Consider the following 19,317-nt stretch of genomic DNA (forward strand, 5'->3'; position numbering starts at 1 on the left):
GCAATGACGGGAATTATGCAGGGTAAGCGCGGCCTCATCATGGGCGTCGCAAACAATCACTCGATTGCCTGGGGTATTTCAAAGGCGCTGGCAGCCGAAGGCGCGGAACTGGCTTTCACCTTTCAGGGGGAAGCGCTCGGCAAGCGCGTCAAGCCGCTGGCAGCCGAAGTCGGCTCGGATTTCCTTCTGCCTTGCGATGTTGAGGATCTCGCTTCGGTCGATGCCGTTTTCGCGGCGATCAAGGAGCGCTGGGGCAAGCTGGACTTCATCGTTCACGCCATCGGCTTTTCCGACAAGAACGAGCTGAAGGGGCTCTATGCCAACACCACGCGGGAAAATTTCACCCGCACCATGGTGATTTCCTGCTTTTCCTTCACCGAGATCGCCAAGCGCGCCGCCGATCTGATGACCGAGGGTGGCAGCATGTTGACGCTGACCTATAACGGTTCGACGCGCGTGATCCCGAACTACAACGTCATGGGCGTCGCCAAGGCGGCCCTCGAGGCCTCCGTTCGCTATCTCGCTGCGGATTACGGCCCGCGCGGCATTCGCGTCAACGCCGTCTCGGCCGGTCCGATCCGCACACTCGCCGGTGCCGGCATTTCCGATGCCCGCGCCATCCTGTCGTGGAACCAGCGCAACGCACCGCTGCGCAAGTCCGTCACCATCGATCAGGTCGGCTCGTCGTCGCTCTACCTCCTGTCGGATCTTTCGGCTGGCGTGACCGGCGAAATCCACTTCGTCGATGCCGGCTATAACATCACCTCGATGCCGACGCTGGAAACGCTGTCGAGCGCAGATACGGAGTAAGCTCCCGATCTCAGTCGTCCTCCCGGTTTTGGCCGGGAGGATCGAATTTCCGGATATCCTTCCAGAGGATTCCCGATGACGTCCAACGACACAGAACCTTTGGCATCGACCGACCGTCTTATCCTCCGCCGCTTTGTGCCGGAGGATTTTGTCGCCTACAGCGCCTATCGCTCCCTGCCGGAGATCTATCGTTTTCTCTACCGCGATCCTCCCTCGCCCGAAGTGATGAGGGAGCGTTTCGATATCCGCCTGAATTCCCCTTTCTCCGAAGATGGGGATACGCTGCTATGCGCCGTCATTCGGCGGGAGGATGGCGCTTTGGTCGGTGATGTCAGCCTGACATTCGCAAACAAGGCGGCACTTCAAGCCGAGCTCGGCTATACCTCCAACCCAGCCTATGCCAGGAAGGGCTATGCCACCGAGGCGGCGCAAGCCATGATTACCCTCGGCTTCGAAAGGTTCGGCTTTCACCGGATTTTTGCACGGCTGGATGCGAAAAATGTCGGATCCGTGGGCGTCGTCGAACGGCTCGGCCTGCGCCGTGAGGCGCTTTTGATCGAGAACGATCGCTTCAACGGTATATGGGGCGACGAATGCGTCTACGCCGTGCTGAACCGCGAATGGGCCGCGGGAGCACCGCGTGAGGCGTGATCTGTTTGCCACCCCAGCGTACCCATACTTCGTCATCCTCGAGTTAAGCCCGAGGATGACGGTAGAGATAGTGGAGGAAGAGCCTCGGGGACTCTGCGGCGCCAGGCAGCGCGGGCTGAGTCTCGTATAAGAAGGGCGGGCGATGGCCGCCTTTGTCGCTTACTTCTTGGCCCAGAGCACCTTGTAGCGGGCATTGCGGCAGGTCTCGCCGAATTCTTTGAAATTCTCCGCCAGCACCGGCTCATAGGGCAGGCCGCGATTGGCGACCAGCATCAGCCGTCCGCCGCCGCGCAGTGCCGAAGCGGCGGTCTTGATCATCGCCTGGCCGAGCGAAGGTTCGGCGGCATGACCCTCATGGAAGGGCGGGTTCATGATGATCAGGTCGTACTTGTCCTTGACCGGCTCGCTTGCCAGATCGTGCCAGAAGAAGCGCTGGGCGACCTTCGGGCAGTGCGACAGCAGATTGGCGCGTGCGGCCTCCAGGGAGCCGTAATGGGCCTCGTAGAGGTCGATACGTTCGATCCTCGGCGACTTCATTGCCAGCTCGACGGAGAGGTAGCCCCAGCCGGCGCCGAAATCGGCGGCATCGCCGGCAAAATCGGTTGGCAGGCGCGAGGCGAGAAGTTCGGAGCCGGCATCGACACGGTCATGGGAGAACATGCCGGGCGCCGTGGTGAAACTGTCATCGACCAGCGTCGCCGGCTTTGCGAGCTGCGCCGTCAAAAGCTTGATATCGGCAGGCCGCGCAAACCAGAAGGCCACGCCGTGATATTTCGGCATGTGCTCGATTTCGAGACCGAAGGCCTCGACGCGCTTGCGCAGCGGCTGGATGCCGTCTTCCTTGCCGCCGGCAACGACGATAAGGCCGCCTTCCTTCACCCGCGACAGCGCTTCGGCGATATGATCCTCATTCTCGCCCTTGTGCTTGCCACAGAGCACCAGGGCGCCGTCGTAGCCTTCGCTTTCGATCTCCGGCGTCACGTTGATGCGCTGCGCCTGCAGCTGGCGATAGAAGGGGCGGAAGCCCTGGACGGCCGAAAGCTCGGCAGCAAATCCCTCCGGCAGCGCAAAGCCTGCCTCGGCGCCGAGAAACAGGATCCGCTCGCCCTCGCCGGGCGCGTCGACAGTGCCGGAGGCAAAGGGATGGAACAGGGTCTTCAGGGCATCGCGGCTCATGGGCGTGGTCTCGTTATTGTTTCGTTTGTTGGGCCTGCGGGCAGATGTCTGGCCTTATGCTTGCCCCTCACCCTAGCCCTCTCCCCGTTGGGACGGGGAGAGGGGACGACGGAGTAAGACAACATGCCTCAGCTTGGAAGAAGAGGATGATCTAGCACGGTCGTCATCCCCTCTCCCCGCGTGCGGGGAGAGGGCTAGGGTGAGGGGCCGGGCACATAGCTTCAGCGAAAGCAGGCTAGGCCGACAGCATCAACATAAAAAGGGCGCGGAAAAGATCCCGCGCCCCGGAATTTGGATGAAGGCGCAGCTTATTCGGCCGCGTCGTCCTTCTTCTTGTCGGCAGCGATTTCCTGGCCGGTGGCCTGGTCGACGACCTTCATGGACAGGCGAACCTTGCCGCGCTCATCGAAGCCGAGCAGCTTGACCCAGACCTTGTCGCCTTCCTTGACGACGTCCTGCGTCTTGGCAACGCGCTCGGAAGCGAGCTGAGAGATGTGGACGAGGCCGTCGCGAGCGCCGAAGAAGTTGACGAAGGCGCCGAAGTCGGCGGTCTTGACAACGGTACCTTCGTAGATCTGGCCGACTTCCGGCTCAGCAACGATCGAGTGGATCCACTTGCGGGCCGCTTCGATTTCCTTGCCGGAAGAGGAGGCGATCTTGACGGTGCCGTCGTCCTCGATGTTGATCTTCGCGCCGGTCTTTTCGACGATTTCGCGGATGACCTTGCCGCCGGAGCCGATGACTTCGCGGATCTTGTCGACCGGGATGTTCATGACTTCGATGCGCGGAGCGAATTCGCCGAGCTGACCGCGGCTCTCGGTGATAGCCTTGGACATTTCGCCGAGGATGTGGGCACGACCGCCCTGTGCCTGGCCAAGAGCGACCTTCATGATCTCTTCGGTGATGCCGGCGATCTTGATGTCCATCTGCAGCGAGGTGATGCCGTCGGCAGTGCCGGCGACCTTGAAGTCCATGTCGCCGAGGTGGTCTTCGTCACCGAGAATGTCGGAGAGAACCGCGAAGCGATCGCCTTCCAGGATCAGACCCATGGCAATGCCGGCAACCGGCTTTGCCAGCGGCACGCCGGCGTCCATCAGGGCGAGCGAGGTGCCGCAAACCGTTGCCATCGAGGATGAGCCGTTGGACTCGGTGATCTCGGAAACGACGCGCAGCGTATAGGGGAACTGTTCCGCCGACGGCAGCATCGGGCGGATAGCGCGCCATGCGAGCTTGCCGTGACCGATTTCGCGACGACCCGGGGAGCCCATACGGCCGGTTTCGCCAACCGAGTAGGGAGGGAAGTTGTAATGGAGCAGGAAACGCTCCTTGTACATGCCGGTTAGGCTGTCGACATACTGTTCGTCTTCGCCGGTGCCGAGCGTGGCGACGACGATTGCCTGCGTTTCACCACGGGTAAACAGCGCCGAACCGTGCGTGCGCGGCAGCAGGCCGACTTCCGAAACGATCGGGCGAACGGTCGACAGGTCGCGGCCGTCGATGCGGCTGGACGTGTCGAGGATGTTCCAGCGAACGATCTTCGCCTGCAGGTGCTTGAAGATGGCGCCGACTTCTTCGGCCGTGTACTTGGCTTCGCCTTCTTCCGGCAGGAAGTGTGCCTTCACCTTCGCCTTGACGGCGTCGACGGCAGCGTAGCGATCGGCCTTCTGGGTGATCTTGTAGGCGTCGCGCAGTTCGGCTTCGGCGAGGCCGAGCATTTCCTTCTCGAGCTCGGAATAATCTTCCGGTTGGAAGTCGCGCGGTTCCTTGGCAGCGACTTCGGCGAGCTTGATGATCGCATCGATGACAGGCTGGAAGCCGCGATGACCGAACATGACGGCGCCGAGCATGACGTCCTCAGGCAGTTCCTTGGCTTCGGATTCAACCATCAGAACGGCGTCCTGCGTCCCGGCAACGACCAGGTCGAGGCTCGATTCGTCCATCTCGTCGAGATGCGGGTTGAGCACGTATTCGCCGTTGATGTAGCCGACGCGAGCGCCGCCGACCGGGCCCATGAAGGGAACGCCCGAGAGCGTCAGGGCAGCCGAGGTTGCGACCATCGACAGGATGTCGGGATTGTTTTCGAGGTCATGCTGGATGACCGTGACGACAACCTGGGTGTCGTTCTTGTAGCCTTCCGGGAAGAGCGGGCGGATCGGGCGGTCGATCAGGCGCGAAACGAGGGTTTCGTTTTCGCTCGGACGACCCTCACGCTTGAAGTAGCCGCCGGGGATCTTGCCGGCTGCGTAGGTCTTTTCCTGGTAGTTGACGGTGAGCGGGAAGAAGTCCTGGCCCGGCTTCGGCGCCTTGGCGGAAACGACGGTCGCAAGCACCACGGTCTCGCCGTAGGTGGCGACAACGGCGCCGTCGGCCTGACGGGCGATCTTGCCGGTTTCGAGCTTCAGCGGGCGGCCTGCCCACTCGATTTCGACGGTATGGATATCGAACATATCTTGTCCTTGCATGATGCGGGAAAAGGCGCCGTCGCCGACGAATTCGGCAGGGCACATCTTCGACCGCACGAAGTGTGACGCATCACGGGCAAGACAACGAGAGGCTTTCGAAGATCGGCCGAAGCGCTAGGCTTCGGCTGAAAGCATCCGGCAATCCTGCCCCATGACAGGTCAACGGTTGTTGTTGGCAGCACCGGCCCATCCGGCCTGCCGTCGGTCTCGCATCGCACCGGCATAAGGCGCGAGGGAAACTGGTCTCAAGGGTTCATACCCTTCATAAGCATCCGGCGGACGTTCAGGTGAACGCCCGCCGGAGATTCCGTTAGCGGCGGATACCGAGGCTGGTGATCAGCTTGGTATAACGGCCTTCGTCCTTCTTCTTGAGGTAGTCAAGAAGCGAGCGCCGGCTGGAAACCATCGTCAGGAGGCCACGACGGGAGTGGTTGTCCTTCTTGTGGTCCTTGAAGTGTTCCGTGAGGTTGTTGATGCGCTCGGTCAGGATCGCAACCTGGACTTCCGGAGAACCGGTGTCGCCTTCGGCGGTAGCGTATTCCTTGATCAGCGCAGCCTTGCGCTCAGCAGTGATCGACATCGGATGGTCCTTTCTATGAGAGGAGATTGAAGTCGCCAAACGCCGGGATGTCGTCCAGCATTGGCCGCGAATGCAATCAGGCATGCCTGATGCTGGCGCTGCCTATAAACCAAATGAGCGCCAATTGAAAGAGGGTTCTCCTTGGGCGCCTTTCAGCGCCCCGCCATGGCGTCCCGGATCATGGCATCGTAGCCTTTCGGATCCTGCAGCATGGCGAAATGGCTGGCGTCCTTCAGGATGACGAGCTTGGCGCCCGGGATCTCCTTCGTCATCATCTCGGTATGATCAAGCTTCACCGCCTCGTCATGGTCGCCGATGGCAAGCGTCACCGGCACCGTGATCTTGCCGAGGTCCGCGGCAGTCCATGCCGGCTGCGTCGCCCACATCTGCGAGATCTGGTTGACGAAGGCCTCATATTCGTTCGGGGTCGGCGACAGTTTCTTGTAATACTCGCCGGCGACGTTGATGTAGTCGTTGAAAGTCTTGTTGCTCATGACGTCGGGCTTCACGCCGTCTGTCGTGACATTGGCGGCTTGCGCGATCACGCGGGTCAGCTTTTCGGGATGTTTCATCGCCATGTCGATGCCGATGATGCCGCCGTCAGACCATCCGACCAGCGTCACCTTGCCGACCTTCAGATAGTCGAGCAGCGCAACGTAGTCCGAAGTCATCAGATCGTAGCCGAAGGGTTTCTCGCTGCGCGTCGAGCGGCCGTGCCCGCGGCTGTCGGCGACGATGACGAGATGATCTCTCGCGAAATCGGCGACCTGAGCGCCCCAGACGTCGGCATTCCCGAGACCGCCATGAATGAAGAGGATCGGGTCACCCGCGCCATATTCGGCATAATACATCTTGATGTCGTTGACATCGGCCATGCCGCTCGCCTTCGGCTGCGGCATTGGCGGAAATGGCGGTAGCCCGGCCCACCGCTCCGCGGATTGGGCATTCGTTACCGTCAGGAACAGGGAAAGGAATGCAACTATTCCGAATGCAACTCTGCGCATGTTTGCCCCCTTTGAACGAGCCATGAGGGCCCGTCGGGGAGCATATCGCATCGCCATTGCCCTGCAATAGCACTATTCCCGATTGATTGAGGTCAGCCGAACACGCGCTTGGGGCGGAATTCGCCCTGGCCGATCTCGCCGATCGCAATCAGCTTGCCGCGGGCCGTGGCGTAGGCCTCGGTCTCGGCAACCGGCGCATCGCGGCCGCGCACCAGGATCGGGTTGCCCATCTTCAGGCGGTGTGCCTGGTCGTCGCTGATGACGAGATGCGGCAGCGAAGACAGCGCTTCGGCCGTGTCGATCAGAAGCGCATCGAGGGCTGCGAGCCGCTCGTCCGCGTCCTCGATCTCTTCCAGCGCCACGAGATCGGCAAGCGGCACCATCGCTTCTTCGGCGAAGGGGGCAACGAAGCTGCGGCGCAGACCGGAAATATGGCCGTAGCAGCCGAGATCGCGGCCGAAATCGCGGGCAAGCGCACGCACATAGGTACCCTTGCCGCATTCCACTTCGAAATGTGCCGTGTTGGCATCAGGGCAGGCGAGCAGCGTCAGGCGGAAAATCTCGACTTCGCGCGAGGGGATCTCTACCGTCTCGCCTTCGCGGGCAAGGTCATAGGCGCGCTCGCCAGCGATCTTGATGGCCGAGAACTGCGGCGGGATCTGGTTGATGACGCCGGTATAGTTCGGCAGCAGTGCGCGAATATCCTCTTCGCTCGGACGCTTGTCGGAGGTGGCGGTTACCGCGCCCTCGAGGTCGTCGGAAGCGCGTTCTTCGCCCCAGGTCACGGTGAATTCATAGATCTTGCGGCCATCCATGACGTAAGGAACCGTCTTGGTGGCGTCGCCGAGCGCGATCGGCAGCATGCCGGAGGCGAGCGGATCGAGCGTGCCGGCATGGCCGGCCTTCTGGGCCTTGAACAGCCACTTGATCTTGGAAACGGCTTCGGTCGAGCCGAAGTCGATCGGCTTGTCGAGGATGAGCCAGCCCGAAATCGGACGGCCCTTGGGTTTGCGTGGCTTGGACATTCTCTGTCTCTGTTATTGATCTTGGTCGTTGTCGTCGTCGAGATCGCGGCTGACCTCGGGCGAGCGCAGAAGCGCATCGATCTTCTTGTAATTGTCGAAGCTCGTATCATCGCGGAAACGAACTTCCGGCATGTACTTCATCTGCCGAAGCTGCGGGCCGAGACGGCCGCGGATATATTTCGCATGGCGGTTCAGCGCCTCGATGACGGCGCCATGGTCGGAAACGCCGAGCGGGGTCACGAAGGCCGTCGCGATCTTCAGATCGGGCGACATGCGCACTTCGGAAATGGAGATCACGGTGCGCTCGATCAGGTCGTCGCGCACTTCGCCGCGCTGCAGAACCTGCGTGATCGCTGAGCGCACCTGCTCGCCGACGCGAAGCATGCGCTGCGAAGGCGCGGAAGAAGTTGGTCTGGTCATGGTTGTTCCGTTAGCAGCGTCCTTTGGACGCGATAAAGCGGGTCAAATGACTCGATCCGGCTCAAAGGTCAAGGCTGGACAGGGTTTGCGGCCCGCCAGAAGCCGAGAATCCTTGCGAAAGCCGTGTCCTGCTCATAATGCGCAAGAAAAAACCGCCGGTTTTGGCCGGCGGTTTTGATATCTCGCAAATCGAAGATTGCTTACAGCGTACGGGTGATATGCTCGACGCGGAAGCACTCGATCGTGTCGCCGGCGCGAATATCTTCGTAGTTCTCGAAGGCCATGCCGCATTCCTGGCCGACATTGACTTCCGACACTTCGTCCTTGAAGCGCTTGAGGGTCTTGAGCTTGCCTTCGTGGATGACGACGTTGTCGCGCACCAGGCGGACGCCGACGCCACGCTCGACCTTGCCTTCGGTAACGCGGCAACCCGCGACCTTGCCGACCTTCGTGATGTTGAACACCTCGAGGATCTCGGCATTGCCAAGGAAGGTTTCGCGGCGCTCCGGAGAGAGCAGGCCCGACATCGCCGCCTTCACGTCATCCACCAGGTCGTAGATGATGTTGTAGTAGCGGATCTCGATGCCCTGACGCTCGGCGAACTGACGTGCCTGCGCGTTGGCGCGGACGTTGAAGCCGATGATCGCCGCATTGGAGGCTTCCGCCAGCGAGACGTCCGACTCGGTGATGCCGCCTGCGCCCGAATGGACGATGCGGGCCCGGACTTCGTCGGTGCCGAGCTTGTCGAGAGCGCCGGCAATGGCTTCGATCGAGCCCTGCACGTCGCCCTTGATAACAAGCGGGAATTCCTTCACGCCGACAGTCTGAAGCTGGGTCATCATCTGCTCGAGCGAACCGCGCTGGCCGGACAGGCGGGCAGCCGCCTTGTCGCGGGTGAGGCGCTGGCGATATTCCGAGATCTCGCGGGCGCGGCTCTCGCTTTCGACGACGGCGAACTTGTCGCCGGCCTGCGGTGCGCCGGAAAGGCCGAGCAGTTCGACCGGCATGGCCGGGCCTGCTTCCTTCACATGCTCACCCTTGTCGTTGACGAGCGCACGAACGCGGCCCCACTGATCGCCGGCAACGACGATCTGGCCGGGACGCAGCGTGCCCTTCTGCACGAGCACGGTGGCGACGGAGCCGCGGCCGCGGTCGAGCTGGGCTTCGATGACGGTGCCTTCCGCCGTGCGGTTCGGATTGGCCTTGAGGTCAAGGATTTCCGCCTGCAGCAGGATGGCTTCGAGCAGCTTGTCGAGGTTGGTGCGATTCTTCGCGGAGACTTCCACGTCGAGCACTTCACCGCCCATCGATTCGACGAAGACTTCGTGCTGCAGCAGTTCCGTGCGGACCTTCTGCGGGTTGGCTTCGTGCTTGTCGATCTTGTTGATCGCCACGATGATCGGAACACCCGCCGCCTTGGCGTGGTTGATCGATTCGATCGTTTGCGGCATCACGCTGTCGTCGGCCGCAACGACCAGGATCGCGATATCGGTCGCCTGGGCACCGCGAGCACGCATCGCCGTGAAGGCGGCGTGGCCGGGGGTATCGATGAAGGTGATCTTCTGACCGTTCTGCTCGACCTGATAGGCACCGATATGCTGGGTGATGCCACCGGCTTCGCCGGCGACCACATTCGCATGGCGGATGGCGTCGAGCAGCGAGGTCTTGCCGTGGTCGACGTGGCCCATGATGGTGACGACGGGCGGACGCGAAACCAGTTCGCCTTCCTCGTCGGCAACGTTGAAGATGCCCTGTTCGACGTCGGATTCCGAAACGCGCTTGACCGTGTGGCCGAATTCGCCGGCGATGAGTTCGGCCAGATCGGCGTCGATGACGTCGCCGGGCTTCATCATCTGACCTTCCTTCATCAGGTACTTGATGACGTCGACGGCGCGTTCGGACATGCGCTGAGACAGTTCCTGAATGGTGATGGTCTCGGGCAGCACGACTTCACGCGAGATTTTTTCGCGCGTTTCCTGCATCTGGCTGCGGCGGAACTTTTCCTGACGGCGGCGCATGGCCGAAAGCGAACGGCCGCGTGCGTTGCCATCTTCGTCGACATCGGCGGTGGTGACCGTCAGCTTGCCGCGGCGGCGCTCTTCGTCTGTCTTCGGACGCGTGGTGACAGGCTTTGCCGGTTCGGGCCGGGTAACCTTGCCACGGATCGGAGCACCGCGTGACGGGCCACGGCTTTCCTCTTCCTCATTGCCCGGGCGACGGCGATTGGCCGGCGCTTCCGCGGCGGCTGCGCCGGGGCGGGCGGACTGAGGAGCAGAAGCATCCGGGCGGCGCGCAACGGCCGGCGACGGAGCTGGCTGTGCAGCCGGCTTCGGAGCTTCAACCTTCGCCTCGACGGGAGCGGCCGGAGCCTGGTCGGCGACCTTGGCTGCTTCCGCGGCCTGAGCAACCTCTTCGGCGGCACGGCGAGCGGCTTCGGCCTGTTCGGCAACGCGGCGTGCTTCTTCTTCTTGGCGGCGTCGCGCTTCTTCCTCGGCACGACGCACGGCATCGGCGGCGTCGCGAACCTGGGCTTCGGCGAGCGCACGGCGTCGAGCATCCATTTCGCCGGCCGACAGATGATTCAAGACCACCGGTCGCGACGAACGCTCCTGCTGCGGGCGCTGCTGGTTGTTCTGGCTGGACTGCTGCGGCCGTTGCTGCTGGCCGCCCGGCTGATGAATGCGCGGAGCCGGCTGCGGGGGGCGCGGCGGCTGCGGCGTCGGTTCTGCGACGCGCGTCACTGATGGCGCTGTCGTCGGCGTGATTGGCTTTTCGTCTTCAGGACGTAGCGGGCGGCGCTTACGGGTCTCAACCACGACCGCCTTGGTGCGACCGCGGCCCATGTCCTGGCGCACGGTGCCCTGGTTTACGCCTGAAGGCTTCAAGGTGAGGGTCTTCTTACCCGAAACACTCAGCGTCTTGTCGTCTTGATTGTCGGTCATTCCGTTCCTGTTCCTTCGGACAGGGCTCGGAAACGTCCGTTAGACCCTGTCGTTCAATGCATGTACCTTAATGAGGCGTCCGGCAAAGGCCGGTGACCGCGTCATTGTTTTCGCCGGCCAGCGCCGCCCGTTGCCCGGGACTGACCGCCGTTGCGGTACCGTTCGAGCAGGTTTGCGCGCTTCACTACACCCTCACCCGCCTGCCCTGCAAGCGCTGCGGCATGGATAAAAGCATTCTGGCCCATCAGTTCGTCCATTTCCGCCTCCGTAAAGACACGGAAGGACGGTATTTCCGCTTCTGTCTCCATGCCGAGATGCCAGGCCTTCCTTGCCTGATCGATCTTGCGCACGCCATCGGCAGCGGCGTTTATCGCATGGAACACGGCACGTGCCGAGCCGTTGCGAACGGCGCCATCCACCTTCGACGAGCCGGATACGAACTGGCCCGCCTTGCGTGCCATGTTCATCATCCCGGCCAGTTGCGCCGCAAGAAGGCGGTCAACGATAGCGCCGAGATCGCTCGGCGCGGTCACCTCCGCCTTCAGGGCGCGGGAGAACAACTTCTTTGCCACTGCCTTGTCTACGAGCGCCCGGTCGACCTTGACCCAGCATCCGCGTCCCGGCAGCTGCCGCTTCAGATCCGGAACGACGGTTCCGTCCGGAGCGGCGACGAAGCGGATCAGCTCATCCGGCGATCCGCTTTCGCGTGTTACGATGCACATACGGCCATTTGCGCCGTCACCCGCAAGATCGTCGTCCTCGGGTACGGCCTTCGGCCCCTCTGCGCTCATCATGCTTCCTGCTCGGCCTCGCCTTCACCTTCCGATACCTCTTCGGCTTCGGTAGCGAGATCGGCTTCGGTGATCCAGCCGGCCAGCAGGCGGGCCTGCACGACCATCTGTTCGGCTTCGACGCGCGAGACTTCGAGCTTCGAAAACAGGCCTTCGAACTTCTTCGTTTCGCCGTTCTTGCGTTCGCTCCAGCCGACGAGATCGTCGGCGGCGCAGCCGGCGAAGTCCTCGATCGTCTTGATGCCGTCCTCGCCGAGGGCAACCATCATCTGCGCTGTCATGCCGTTAATCTCACGCAGCTCGTCGGAAACGCCGAGAGCCTTGCGCTTCTCGTCCATCTCCGCCTCGAGCTTCTCGAGATATTCGCGGGCACGGGTCTGGATTTCCTGGGCGGTATCTTCGTCGAAACCGTCGATCGAGGAGATTTCGTCGAGATCGACGTAAGCCAGTTCCTCGACAGCGGCAAAGCCTTCCGAGGCCAGAACCTGGCCGACCATTTCATCGACGTCGAGCGCGTCCATGAACAGGTTCGTACGCTCGTTGAATTCCTTCTGACGGCGTTCCGATTCTTCGGCTTCGGTCATGATGTCGATATCCCAGCCGGTCAGCTGCGAAGCGAGGCGGACGTTCTGGCCGCGGCGGCCGATGGCGAGCGAAAGCTGCTCGTCCGGCACCACGACTTCGATGCGCTCGGCGTCCTCATCGAGAACGACCTTGGCGACTTCGGCCGGCTGCAACGCGTTGACGACGAAGTTCGCCGGCTCGCTGGACCAGGGAATGATGTCGATCTTTTCGCCCTGCAGCTCGCCGACGACGGCCTGGACGCGCGAACCGCGCATACCGACGCAGGCGCCGACCGGATCGATCGACGAGTCGTTCGAGATGACCGCGATCTTGGCGCGCGAACCCGGATCGCGGGCAACCGACTTCACCTGGATGATGCCGTCGTAGATTTCGGGCACTTCCATGGTGAAGAGCTTGACCATGAACTGCGGATGCGTGCGCGACAGGAAGATCTGCGGGCCGCGCTGTTCGCGACGGACGTCGTAGACATAGGCGCGGACGCGGTCGCCGTAGCGGAAGTTTTCGCGCGGGATCATTTCGTCGCGGCGGATAATGCCTTCGCCACGGCCGAGGTCGACGATGACGTTGCCGTATTCGACGCGCTTGACGGTGCCGTTGACGATTTCGCCGACACGATCCTTGAATTCGTCGAACTGGCGGTCACGCTCGGCTTCGCGCACCTTCTGCACGATGACCTGCTTCGCCGACTGGGCGGCGATGCGGCCGAAATCCATCGGCGGCAGCGGATCGGCGATGAAATCGCCGAGGGCTGCGTCCGGATTGCGGTCGCGGGCCAGTTCCAGCGGGATCTGCGTGGAATAGTCCTCTGCCTTTTCGACCACTTCGAGCAGACGCTGCAGGCGGATTTCACCCGTCTTCGGGTTGATGTCGGCGCGGATGTTCGATTCCGTGCCGTAACGCGAGCGCGCGGCCTTCTGGATCGCATCCGCCATTGCGGCAAGCACGATCTCGCGGTCGATGACCTTTTCGCGCGCCACTGCATCTGCGATCTGCAGAAGTTCTAGCCGGTTCGCACTGACTGCCATTGTCTTTAGTCTCCGTCTTCCTGCCTTCTGGTTTCCCGTTCCGTCAGGCGGTTCGTTGATCGGTTATTCCTGGTCGTCCGCTTCGTTCTGGTTCGCTGCCTCGGCTTTCGCCAGCTTGTCGGCGCGCAGCGCGTCGCGGATGAGATCGTCCGTCAGGATCAGCTTGGCTTCGGCCAGTGTGCTGAACGGAATGGTCACCTTGGGCTCCTCGCCATAGGCGACCTGGTCGCGTTCGATCGTGAAGCCGTCATTGTCAACGGCGGCGATCTTGCCGCGGAAACGCTTGCGGCTATCAACGAGGATCGACGTCTCGCACTTGACGATATGGCCGATCCAGCGCTGGAAATCCGACTTTCGCACCATCGGGCGGTCGATGCCGGGCGACGACACTTCGAGATGATACGCCTTATCGATCGGATCTTCCACATCCAGGACCGGAGAAATGGCCATGGAGACCTCTTCGCAGTCCTCGACGGTCATGGTGCCGTCGTTGCGCTCGGTCATCACCTGCAGCGTCAGGCCGTTCAGATTGAGGAGGCGCACGCGCACCAGGCGGAAGCCCATGCCCACAAGGACGGGCTCGATGATGGCGGCGACGCGCTGGTCAAGGCCGGTTTCGACGATCAGCCGGGGTTCATTGGTATTGTCTGCGTTTGTCACGTCCGACAAGCATTCACTCCTGCATTGTTCATGCATTGGGAGATCGCGCTAATAAAAAAGAGCGGGTCCTTGCGGCCCACTCTTCATCACACGATCAAGAATTTGATGCGGATATAAGCCTCTTTCAGGCAAATTGCAAGGCATTCGCGCCGAAAGCCTTTTCGCAGCTATTTCAGCACGCCCAGCATCGAACTATCAGGATAGCAGGTGGGCTTCATGCCGCTCTTTTCCTGCCACTGGCCGATCGAGCGCCTAGTCTTGTAGCCCGGCAGGCCGTCCGTGCCGCCGACGTCATAGCCCTTGCGCTCGAGGGCCTTCTGCATGTTGGCGACGTCGGAGCGCAGCATCTTGCCGACATCGCCCCATTTTTCCTGGAAAGCGCCGCTGCCATTGGCAATGCGATCGGCGAGATTGCCGATATAGAGGCCGTAGAGGTCGGAATTGTTGTATTCCTTGATAACGTAGAAATTCGGCGTGACGATGAATTCCGGCCCATCGCGGCCGGCCGGCACCAGCATCATGCCGCTGGCGCGCATTTCGTCCGCCGGAAGGTCCTTGCCAGAAACCGGCTTGATCCCGAGCGAAGCCCATTGCGAAATCGGCTTGGCAAGATCAGGCCCTTCCTGCGCGCAGGACACGTTCTGCGGGATGGTCACTTCGTATCCCCAACTCCGGCCGCGCTGCCAGCCCTTCTGAACCATATAGTTGGCGATGGATGCCAGCGTATCCGGCACGGAAGTCCAGATGTTGCGATGGCCGTCGCCATCGAAATCGACGGCATATTTCAGGTAGTTGGTCGGCATGAATTGCGGCTGGCCGAGGGCGCCGGCCCAGGAGCCCTTGAACTGATCCGGCGTGACGTCGCCATGTTCGAGGATGCGCAATCCAGCGATCAGCTCGTTACGGAACATGTCCTTGCGCGTCGACATGAAAGCCTTGGTCGCCAGCACCTGCATCGCCGAATTCGGCAGCTTGGCGATGCCGAAGCCGGTCTCGCGGCCCCAGATGGCCAGCAGGATCGGTCCGGGTACGCCGTAGGTCTTCTCGATCCGCCGCAGCACCGGCCCATATTGGGAGGCGAGGCTCCGCCCGGTTACAGCCAGTTTCTGTAACCGTCCCTCATTGAAATAGGGGGCGGGAGAGGAGAATTCGGCCTGGCTCTGCGCCTGTTGTTTCGGCTTCGGGAAGCCCGGCGGCTCGAGGTCAGGCAGATCCCAGTTCAGCGTCACGCCGGCGAAAGCGGCCTGGAAGGTCTTTTCCGAAATCCCGGCCTTTCGCGCCTCCGGCCAGAGATCCTTTTGAATCCAGGTTTGAAACTGCGCTTCGACATCGGCTTTCGAGGCGGCGAGAGCGGGGAGGGGGAAGAGGGCGAGGAGGAGGATGAGCAGCGGTAGAATGCGCCGGAAGATACCCCCCTCTGTCCCTTTCGGGACATCTCCCCCACAAGGGGGGAGATTGTGGGCGGCGGGCTTCGCGGCATATCGAAGGTTCGAAGTCTCTGCGATTACGGTGGCAGATGGTTTGGCGAAGACGGTGCCGCAAGCGGCCAATCTCCCCCCGTGTGGGGGAGATGTCACCAAGTGACAGAGGGGGGTGCGCACTCTCCTCATGAACCTGTCCCTTATTGCAGCTCTCAAATCACCGTCCGCGCCCTCAGCGCCGCCGCAAGCGTGCCCTCGTCGAGATAATCGAGCTCGCCGCCGACAGGCACGCCATGGGCAAGGCGGGTGATCTTGACCTCGAGGCCATCGAGCTGATCTGTTATATAGTGTGCTGTGGTTTGTCCCTCGACCGTCGCGTTGACGGCGATGATGATCTCGCGGATGCCGCCTTCGCTGACGCGAGCGATCAGTCCGCGAATGTTGAGATCGTCAGGTCCGATACCATCGAGCGGCGACAGCACGCCGCCGAGAACATGGTAGGCGGCGTTCATCGCGCCTGATCGTTCCAGCGCCCAGAGGTCGGACACATCTTCGACGACGATGATGACGGACTGGTCGCGACGATCGTCGGTGCAGACGGTGCAGGGATCGACGGTATCGACATTGCCGCAGCGCGAGCAGATCTTCACCTTGTCATAGGCATCCCCCATGGCGTGCGACAGTGGCCCGAGCAGCTGGTCCTTCTTCTTGATGAGATGCAGTGCCGCGCGGCGCGCCGAGCGCGGCCCGAGGCCCGGCACTTTCGCCAGGAGCTGAATGAGTTTTTCGATTTCGGGGCCGGTGACTCGCTTTGCCATGGGAGGCTTTTAGCTCATATGCTCAAGGAACGGAATCTCGGAAGGAACGGTTGACCGATGAAAATTCTCGCCGTGTGCCGTGGTGTTCCTGAAACGCTGCCGGGCAAGAAAGCGAAGACCGGTATCAACACGCATGCCGTCAACGGTACCGTCATGATCGACGAGCTGGGGCTGCTAGGCGATGCCATCTGCAATCGCAAGCATCATGGCGGCCGTGACCAGGCGGTTTATGTCGAAGGTTCGGTGACGCTGGACTGGTGGGCAAACGAGCTTGGACGATCGCTGGAGCCGGGCACCTTCGGTGAAAATCTCATCATCGAAGGCTTGGACAATTGCAAGATCGCTGTCGGCGATCAATTCATAGCCGGCGATCTTGTTCTGGAGGTGACCTCGGCGCGTATCCCCTGTTCCACCTTCGCAGCGAAGATGGGGGATCCACAATTCGTCAAGCGCTATATCCGGGCCGGACGGCCCGGCATCTATTGCCGCGTTCGTGCGGGCGGCACGGTGAGCGCTGACATGCCGGTCACCTATCTGCCTTATGCCGGCGCGAGGGTCACTATGCCGGAAATGATGGCGACCTTCGGCAGGCGATTGTCACCGCAGGATCGGGCGCGTTATCTGGCGGCGCCCATCCATTATAAGCTGCGTGCGTTCATCGAAAGCGACGCAGCGACCTGAAATCACCGCATGGCAATCGCGACGGCCGCGCCTGCCATGGTACCGGCGCTGGCGCGATTGGCGATACGCACAGCCCGGCGACTCCTAAGGAAGGTTCTCGCTTTGGCCGCCAGCATCGCCCAGGAGAGATCGATGACGACGAGCACTGCAAACATCGTCGCCACCAGCTCGGCCCAGCCGGAGATCGTCACGCCGTGCAGATCGATGATCGAGGGCAGCAGCGCCACATAGAAGACCATGATCTTCGGGTTGCCCATGGTGACCGTGAAACCGGCGAGGAAGAGCCGTGTGGCCGATTGCTCGTCCGGCAACTCCTCTCCTGTGGTGTCGGAGGAGGCAAACCACATCTTCCAGGCAAGATAGAGCAGATAGGCGACGCCAAGCCATTTGATGACCACGAAGGCGAGATGGAAGGTTTCGGCGATGGTCGCAAGGCCGGCAACGGCGCAGGTGAGCCAGATCGCCTCGCCGAGCCACATGCCGGACAGGAACGGCAGTACGTTGCGCGCGCCCTTCGTCAGCACGCGCGCCACGAGTGCCGCGATGTTCGGTCCTGGCGATCCCGCCGCAATGAACAAGGCACCGGCAAAAACAAGCAGCGTCGATAGGCTCATCGCATTCCCTCCGGTCAGGCACGCCAGACGATCTCTGAAAGAAGGGGTCAGAAATAGCATTCCGGCGCGGCTTTTCCAAATGCCGGATTTGCGGTCATGCAAGCCGGGCACGAAAGCGCTCGAAGATTGTCTTGCCTTCCGGCCAGTCGCCCAGCCCGGACGTCGCATTGATATGCCCGCGTGGCCCGACATCGACGAAGGCGCTGCCCCAGCTTTCGGCGCTGCGACACGCATGGTCGAAGGAGCCGAACGGATCGTCGGTGCTGGCGACCAGCAGGGATGGAAAAGGCAGCCGGTGCCGTGGGGGATTGGCAAAGCTGCCGGCCTCGGCAAGATAGATTTCGCCCGTGGGGTCGGGCGCGGCCACCATGAACGCACCAAGGATCGCCGTCTTCTTCATGGGCGCCCAATGGGCGATCAACTGGCAGGCAAGGCTGTGCGCGATCAGGATGGGCGGCGTTTTGGAGCGCGAGATTTCGTGCTCAAGCGCGGCAATCCAATCCGAAAGGATCGGTCTGTCCCAGCTCGACGGCTGGAAGCGCCGCATGGTCGGATCGTCCCGTTCCCACAATGTCTGCCAGTGATCTTCGCCCGAACCGCCCAGACCCGGTAGCGTGATGATATCGCTCATCTCTATTTTTTCTCCATGACCTCTCACGGAGAAAAGCTGGCACGCCGGGATACCGATTGACATTGCAATCCATCGGATAAAACTTATCCCAACCGATGAATTGAAGGCGACCAATGGATACTATCGAAAGAGGACTGGATCCGACGGATCTATCGATCATCGAAATCCTGCAGCAGGACGGGCGAATCTCCGTATCGGAGCTCGGCCGTCGGGTCGGCCTGTCGCAGCCAGCGGCATCGGAGAGATTGAAGCGGCTGGAGGAGCGTGGCGTGATTGCCGGCTACCGTGCTGTGGTCGATCCCGCCGCCGTCGGGCTCGGCATGATGACGGTCATCCGTCTCAGGACCACGCATGAGCATATCCGGCCGTATCTGAAGCAGTTTTCGGAAATGCCCGAAATTATTGAGGTCCTCAGGCTGACGGGCGAGGATTGCTTCCTGCTCAAGGTTCTCGTGCCGACACCATCAGACCTTGAAATCATCGTCGATTCCATTGCCCGCCATGGCGCCGTGACGACATCGCTGGTGCTGCGAAACGAACCCATAAAGGCGATCGGCCGCGATCTCATTCGCAAGGCGGCCGGCCGCTGAAAGAAATAGTCTCGCCTTAGAACGGCAGCTTGAAGCCGGGCGGGATCGGCAGACCGGCGGTCAGTTCGCGGGTCTTTTCGGCTGATATCGCCTCGGCCTTTTCCTGGGCATCCTTGTTGGCGGCAACGATCAGGTCTTCGAGGATCTCGACATCGTCTTCCTTAAAGAGCGAGGGATCGATCTTGAGGCCGACCATCAGGCCCTTGCCGTTGACGGTGACGGTGACGAGGCCGCCGCCGGCCTTGCCTTCGACGCGAATGTCGGCGATCTCCGACTGCATCTTCTCCATCTTCGCCTGCATTTCCTTCACTTTGCCCATCATGCCCATGATGTCGCGCATCGTCATTGGTCCTTCTTCTGCAAGTCTCTGTTTGAGCGGCAGGATATGTTGTCATGGTCGTCAACCGCTTCAAGCCGAAGCGGTTCCGTCC

General features: G+C 61.7%; 19 protein-coding genes. 4 read left to right on the plus strand and 15 right to left on the minus strand.

The window, feature by feature from the left end; all coding sequences use genetic code 11:
* Nucleotides 1-3 precede the first annotated feature (3 nt).
* On the plus strand, nt 4-810 hold the full coding sequence (fabI, locus tag PH562_RS23770) for an enoyl-ACP reductase FabI (protein WP_285176127.1): 807 nt from the start codon (nt 4-6) through the stop codon (nt 808-810).
* A gap of 75 nt (nt 811-885) precedes the next feature.
* Nucleotides 886-1,461, plus strand: coding sequence for a GNAT family N-acetyltransferase (locus PH562_RS23775; RefSeq protein WP_285176129.1), 576 nt, complete (start codon nt 886-888; stop codon nt 1,459-1,461).
* 159 nt (nt 1,462-1,620) lie between these two features.
* Here the strand turns inward: PH562_RS23775 and PH562_RS23780 are convergent, their stop codons facing one another.
* From PH562_RS23780 to recR, 12 genes are all read right to left on the minus strand, one after another.
* The gene (locus PH562_RS23780) at nt 1,621-2,637 is read right to left on the minus strand and encodes a class I SAM-dependent methyltransferase (protein WP_285176131.1); all 1,017 of its coding nucleotides are present in this window, start codon (nt 2,635-2,637) and stop codon (nt 1,621-1,623) included.
* A gap of 308 nt (nt 2,638-2,945) precedes the next feature.
* Nucleotides 2,946-5,084: a polyribonucleotide nucleotidyltransferase gene (gene pnp, locus PH562_RS23785; protein ID WP_112398691.1), complete on the minus strand. Its 2,139-nt coding sequence runs from the start codon at nt 5,082-5,084 to the stop codon at nt 2,946-2,948.
* 325 nt (nt 5,085-5,409) lie between these two features.
* Nucleotides 5,410-5,679, minus strand: coding sequence for a 30S ribosomal protein S15 (gene rpsO, locus PH562_RS23790; RefSeq protein ID WP_069613589.1), 270 nt, complete (start codon nt 5,677-5,679; stop codon nt 5,410-5,412).
* 152 nt (nt 5,680-5,831) lie between these two features.
* Complete coding sequence (locus tag PH562_RS23795; RefSeq protein WP_285176136.1) at nt 5,832-6,683, minus strand: alpha/beta fold hydrolase; 852 nt, start codon at nt 6,681-6,683, stop codon at nt 5,832-5,834.
* A gap of 92 nt (nt 6,684-6,775) precedes the next feature.
* Nucleotides 6,776-7,708 (minus strand): tRNA pseudouridine(55) synthase TruB, encoded by a 933-nt coding sequence (gene truB / locus PH562_RS23800; protein ID WP_113232690.1) that lies wholly within the window; start codon nt 7,706-7,708, stop codon nt 6,776-6,778.
* 12 nt (nt 7,709-7,720) lie between these two features.
* Nucleotides 7,721-8,128 carry a 30S ribosome-binding factor RbfA gene (rbfA, locus tag PH562_RS23805; RefSeq protein WP_069613592.1) on the minus strand — a complete coding sequence of 136 codons (408 nt, stop codon included), beginning with the start codon at nt 8,126-8,128 and terminating at the stop codon, nt 7,721-7,723.
* A gap of 200 nt (nt 8,129-8,328) precedes the next feature.
* Nucleotides 8,329-11,070 carry a translation initiation factor IF-2 gene (gene infB / locus PH562_RS23810; RefSeq protein WP_113232691.1) on the minus strand — a complete coding sequence of 914 codons (2,742 nt, stop codon included), beginning with the start codon at nt 11,068-11,070 and terminating at the stop codon, nt 8,329-8,331.
* 101 nt (nt 11,071-11,171) lie between these two features.
* Nucleotides 11,172-11,864: an RNA-binding protein gene (locus PH562_RS23815; RefSeq protein WP_113232692.1), complete on the minus strand. Its 693-nt coding sequence runs from the start codon at nt 11,862-11,864 to the stop codon at nt 11,172-11,174.
* The gene (gene nusA / locus PH562_RS23820; RefSeq protein ID WP_113232693.1) at nt 11,861-13,471 is read right to left on the minus strand and encodes a transcription termination factor NusA; all 1,611 of its coding nucleotides are present in this window, start codon (nt 13,469-13,471) and stop codon (nt 11,861-11,863) included. Before nusA ends, PH562_RS23815 begins: the two co-directional genes overlap by 4 nt.
* A 63-nt stretch (nt 13,472-13,534) precedes the next feature.
* Nucleotides 13,535-14,140, minus strand: coding sequence for a ribosome maturation factor RimP (gene rimP / locus PH562_RS23825; RefSeq protein WP_285176139.1), 606 nt, complete (start codon nt 14,138-14,140; stop codon nt 13,535-13,537).
* Nucleotides 14,141-14,298: 158 nt separating this feature from the next.
* Complete coding sequence (locus tag PH562_RS23830) at nt 14,299-15,681, minus strand: lytic murein transglycosylase (RefSeq protein WP_483315375.1); 1,383 nt, start codon at nt 15,679-15,681, stop codon at nt 14,299-14,301.
* An 83-nt stretch (nt 15,682-15,764) separates the two neighbouring features.
* Nucleotides 15,765-16,370, minus strand: coding sequence for a recombination mediator RecR (gene recR, locus PH562_RS23835; protein WP_285176141.1), 606 nt, complete (start codon nt 16,368-16,370; stop codon nt 15,765-15,767).
* A 57-nt stretch (nt 16,371-16,427) separates the two neighbouring features.
* On the opposite strand from recR, the gene PH562_RS23840 reads away from it, so the two are divergent.
* Nucleotides 16,428-17,051, plus strand: coding sequence for an MOSC domain-containing protein (locus PH562_RS23840; RefSeq protein ID WP_285176143.1), 624 nt, complete (start codon nt 16,428-16,430; stop codon nt 17,049-17,051).
* A 2-nt stretch (nt 17,052-17,053) separates the two neighbouring features.
* Here the strand turns inward: PH562_RS23840 and PH562_RS23845 are convergent, their stop codons facing one another.
* Together PH562_RS23845 and PH562_RS23850 are read right to left on the minus strand one after the other, a co-directional pair.
* Nucleotides 17,054-17,665, minus strand: coding sequence for a LysE family translocator (locus PH562_RS23845; RefSeq protein WP_113232697.1), 612 nt, complete (start codon nt 17,663-17,665; stop codon nt 17,054-17,056).
* A gap of 94 nt (nt 17,666-17,759) precedes the next feature.
* The gene (locus tag PH562_RS23850; protein ID WP_285176144.1) at nt 17,760-18,296 is read right to left on the minus strand and encodes an RBBP9/YdeN family alpha/beta hydrolase; all 537 of its coding nucleotides are present in this window, start codon (nt 18,294-18,296) and stop codon (nt 17,760-17,762) included.
* 113 nt (nt 18,297-18,409) lie between these two features.
* Here PH562_RS23850 and PH562_RS23855 point away from each other — a divergent pair, with 113 nt between their 5' ends.
* Nucleotides 18,410-18,886 (plus strand): Lrp/AsnC family transcriptional regulator, encoded by a 477-nt coding sequence (locus PH562_RS23855; protein WP_285176145.1) that lies wholly within the window; start codon nt 18,410-18,412, stop codon nt 18,884-18,886.
* Nucleotides 18,887-18,902: 16 nt separating this feature from the next.
* Here PH562_RS23855 and PH562_RS23860 read toward each other — a convergent pair whose 3' ends face one another.
* On the minus strand, nt 18,903-19,226 hold the full coding sequence (locus PH562_RS23860; protein WP_285176180.1) for a YbaB/EbfC family nucleoid-associated protein: 324 nt from the start codon (nt 19,224-19,226) through the stop codon (nt 18,903-18,905).
* Nucleotides 19,227-19,317: the final 91 nt, after the last annotated feature.

This window comes from Rhizobium centroccidentale, from assembly GCF_030182565.1.
Lineage (GTDB): Bacteria > Pseudomonadota > Alphaproteobacteria > Rhizobiales > Rhizobiaceae > Rhizobium.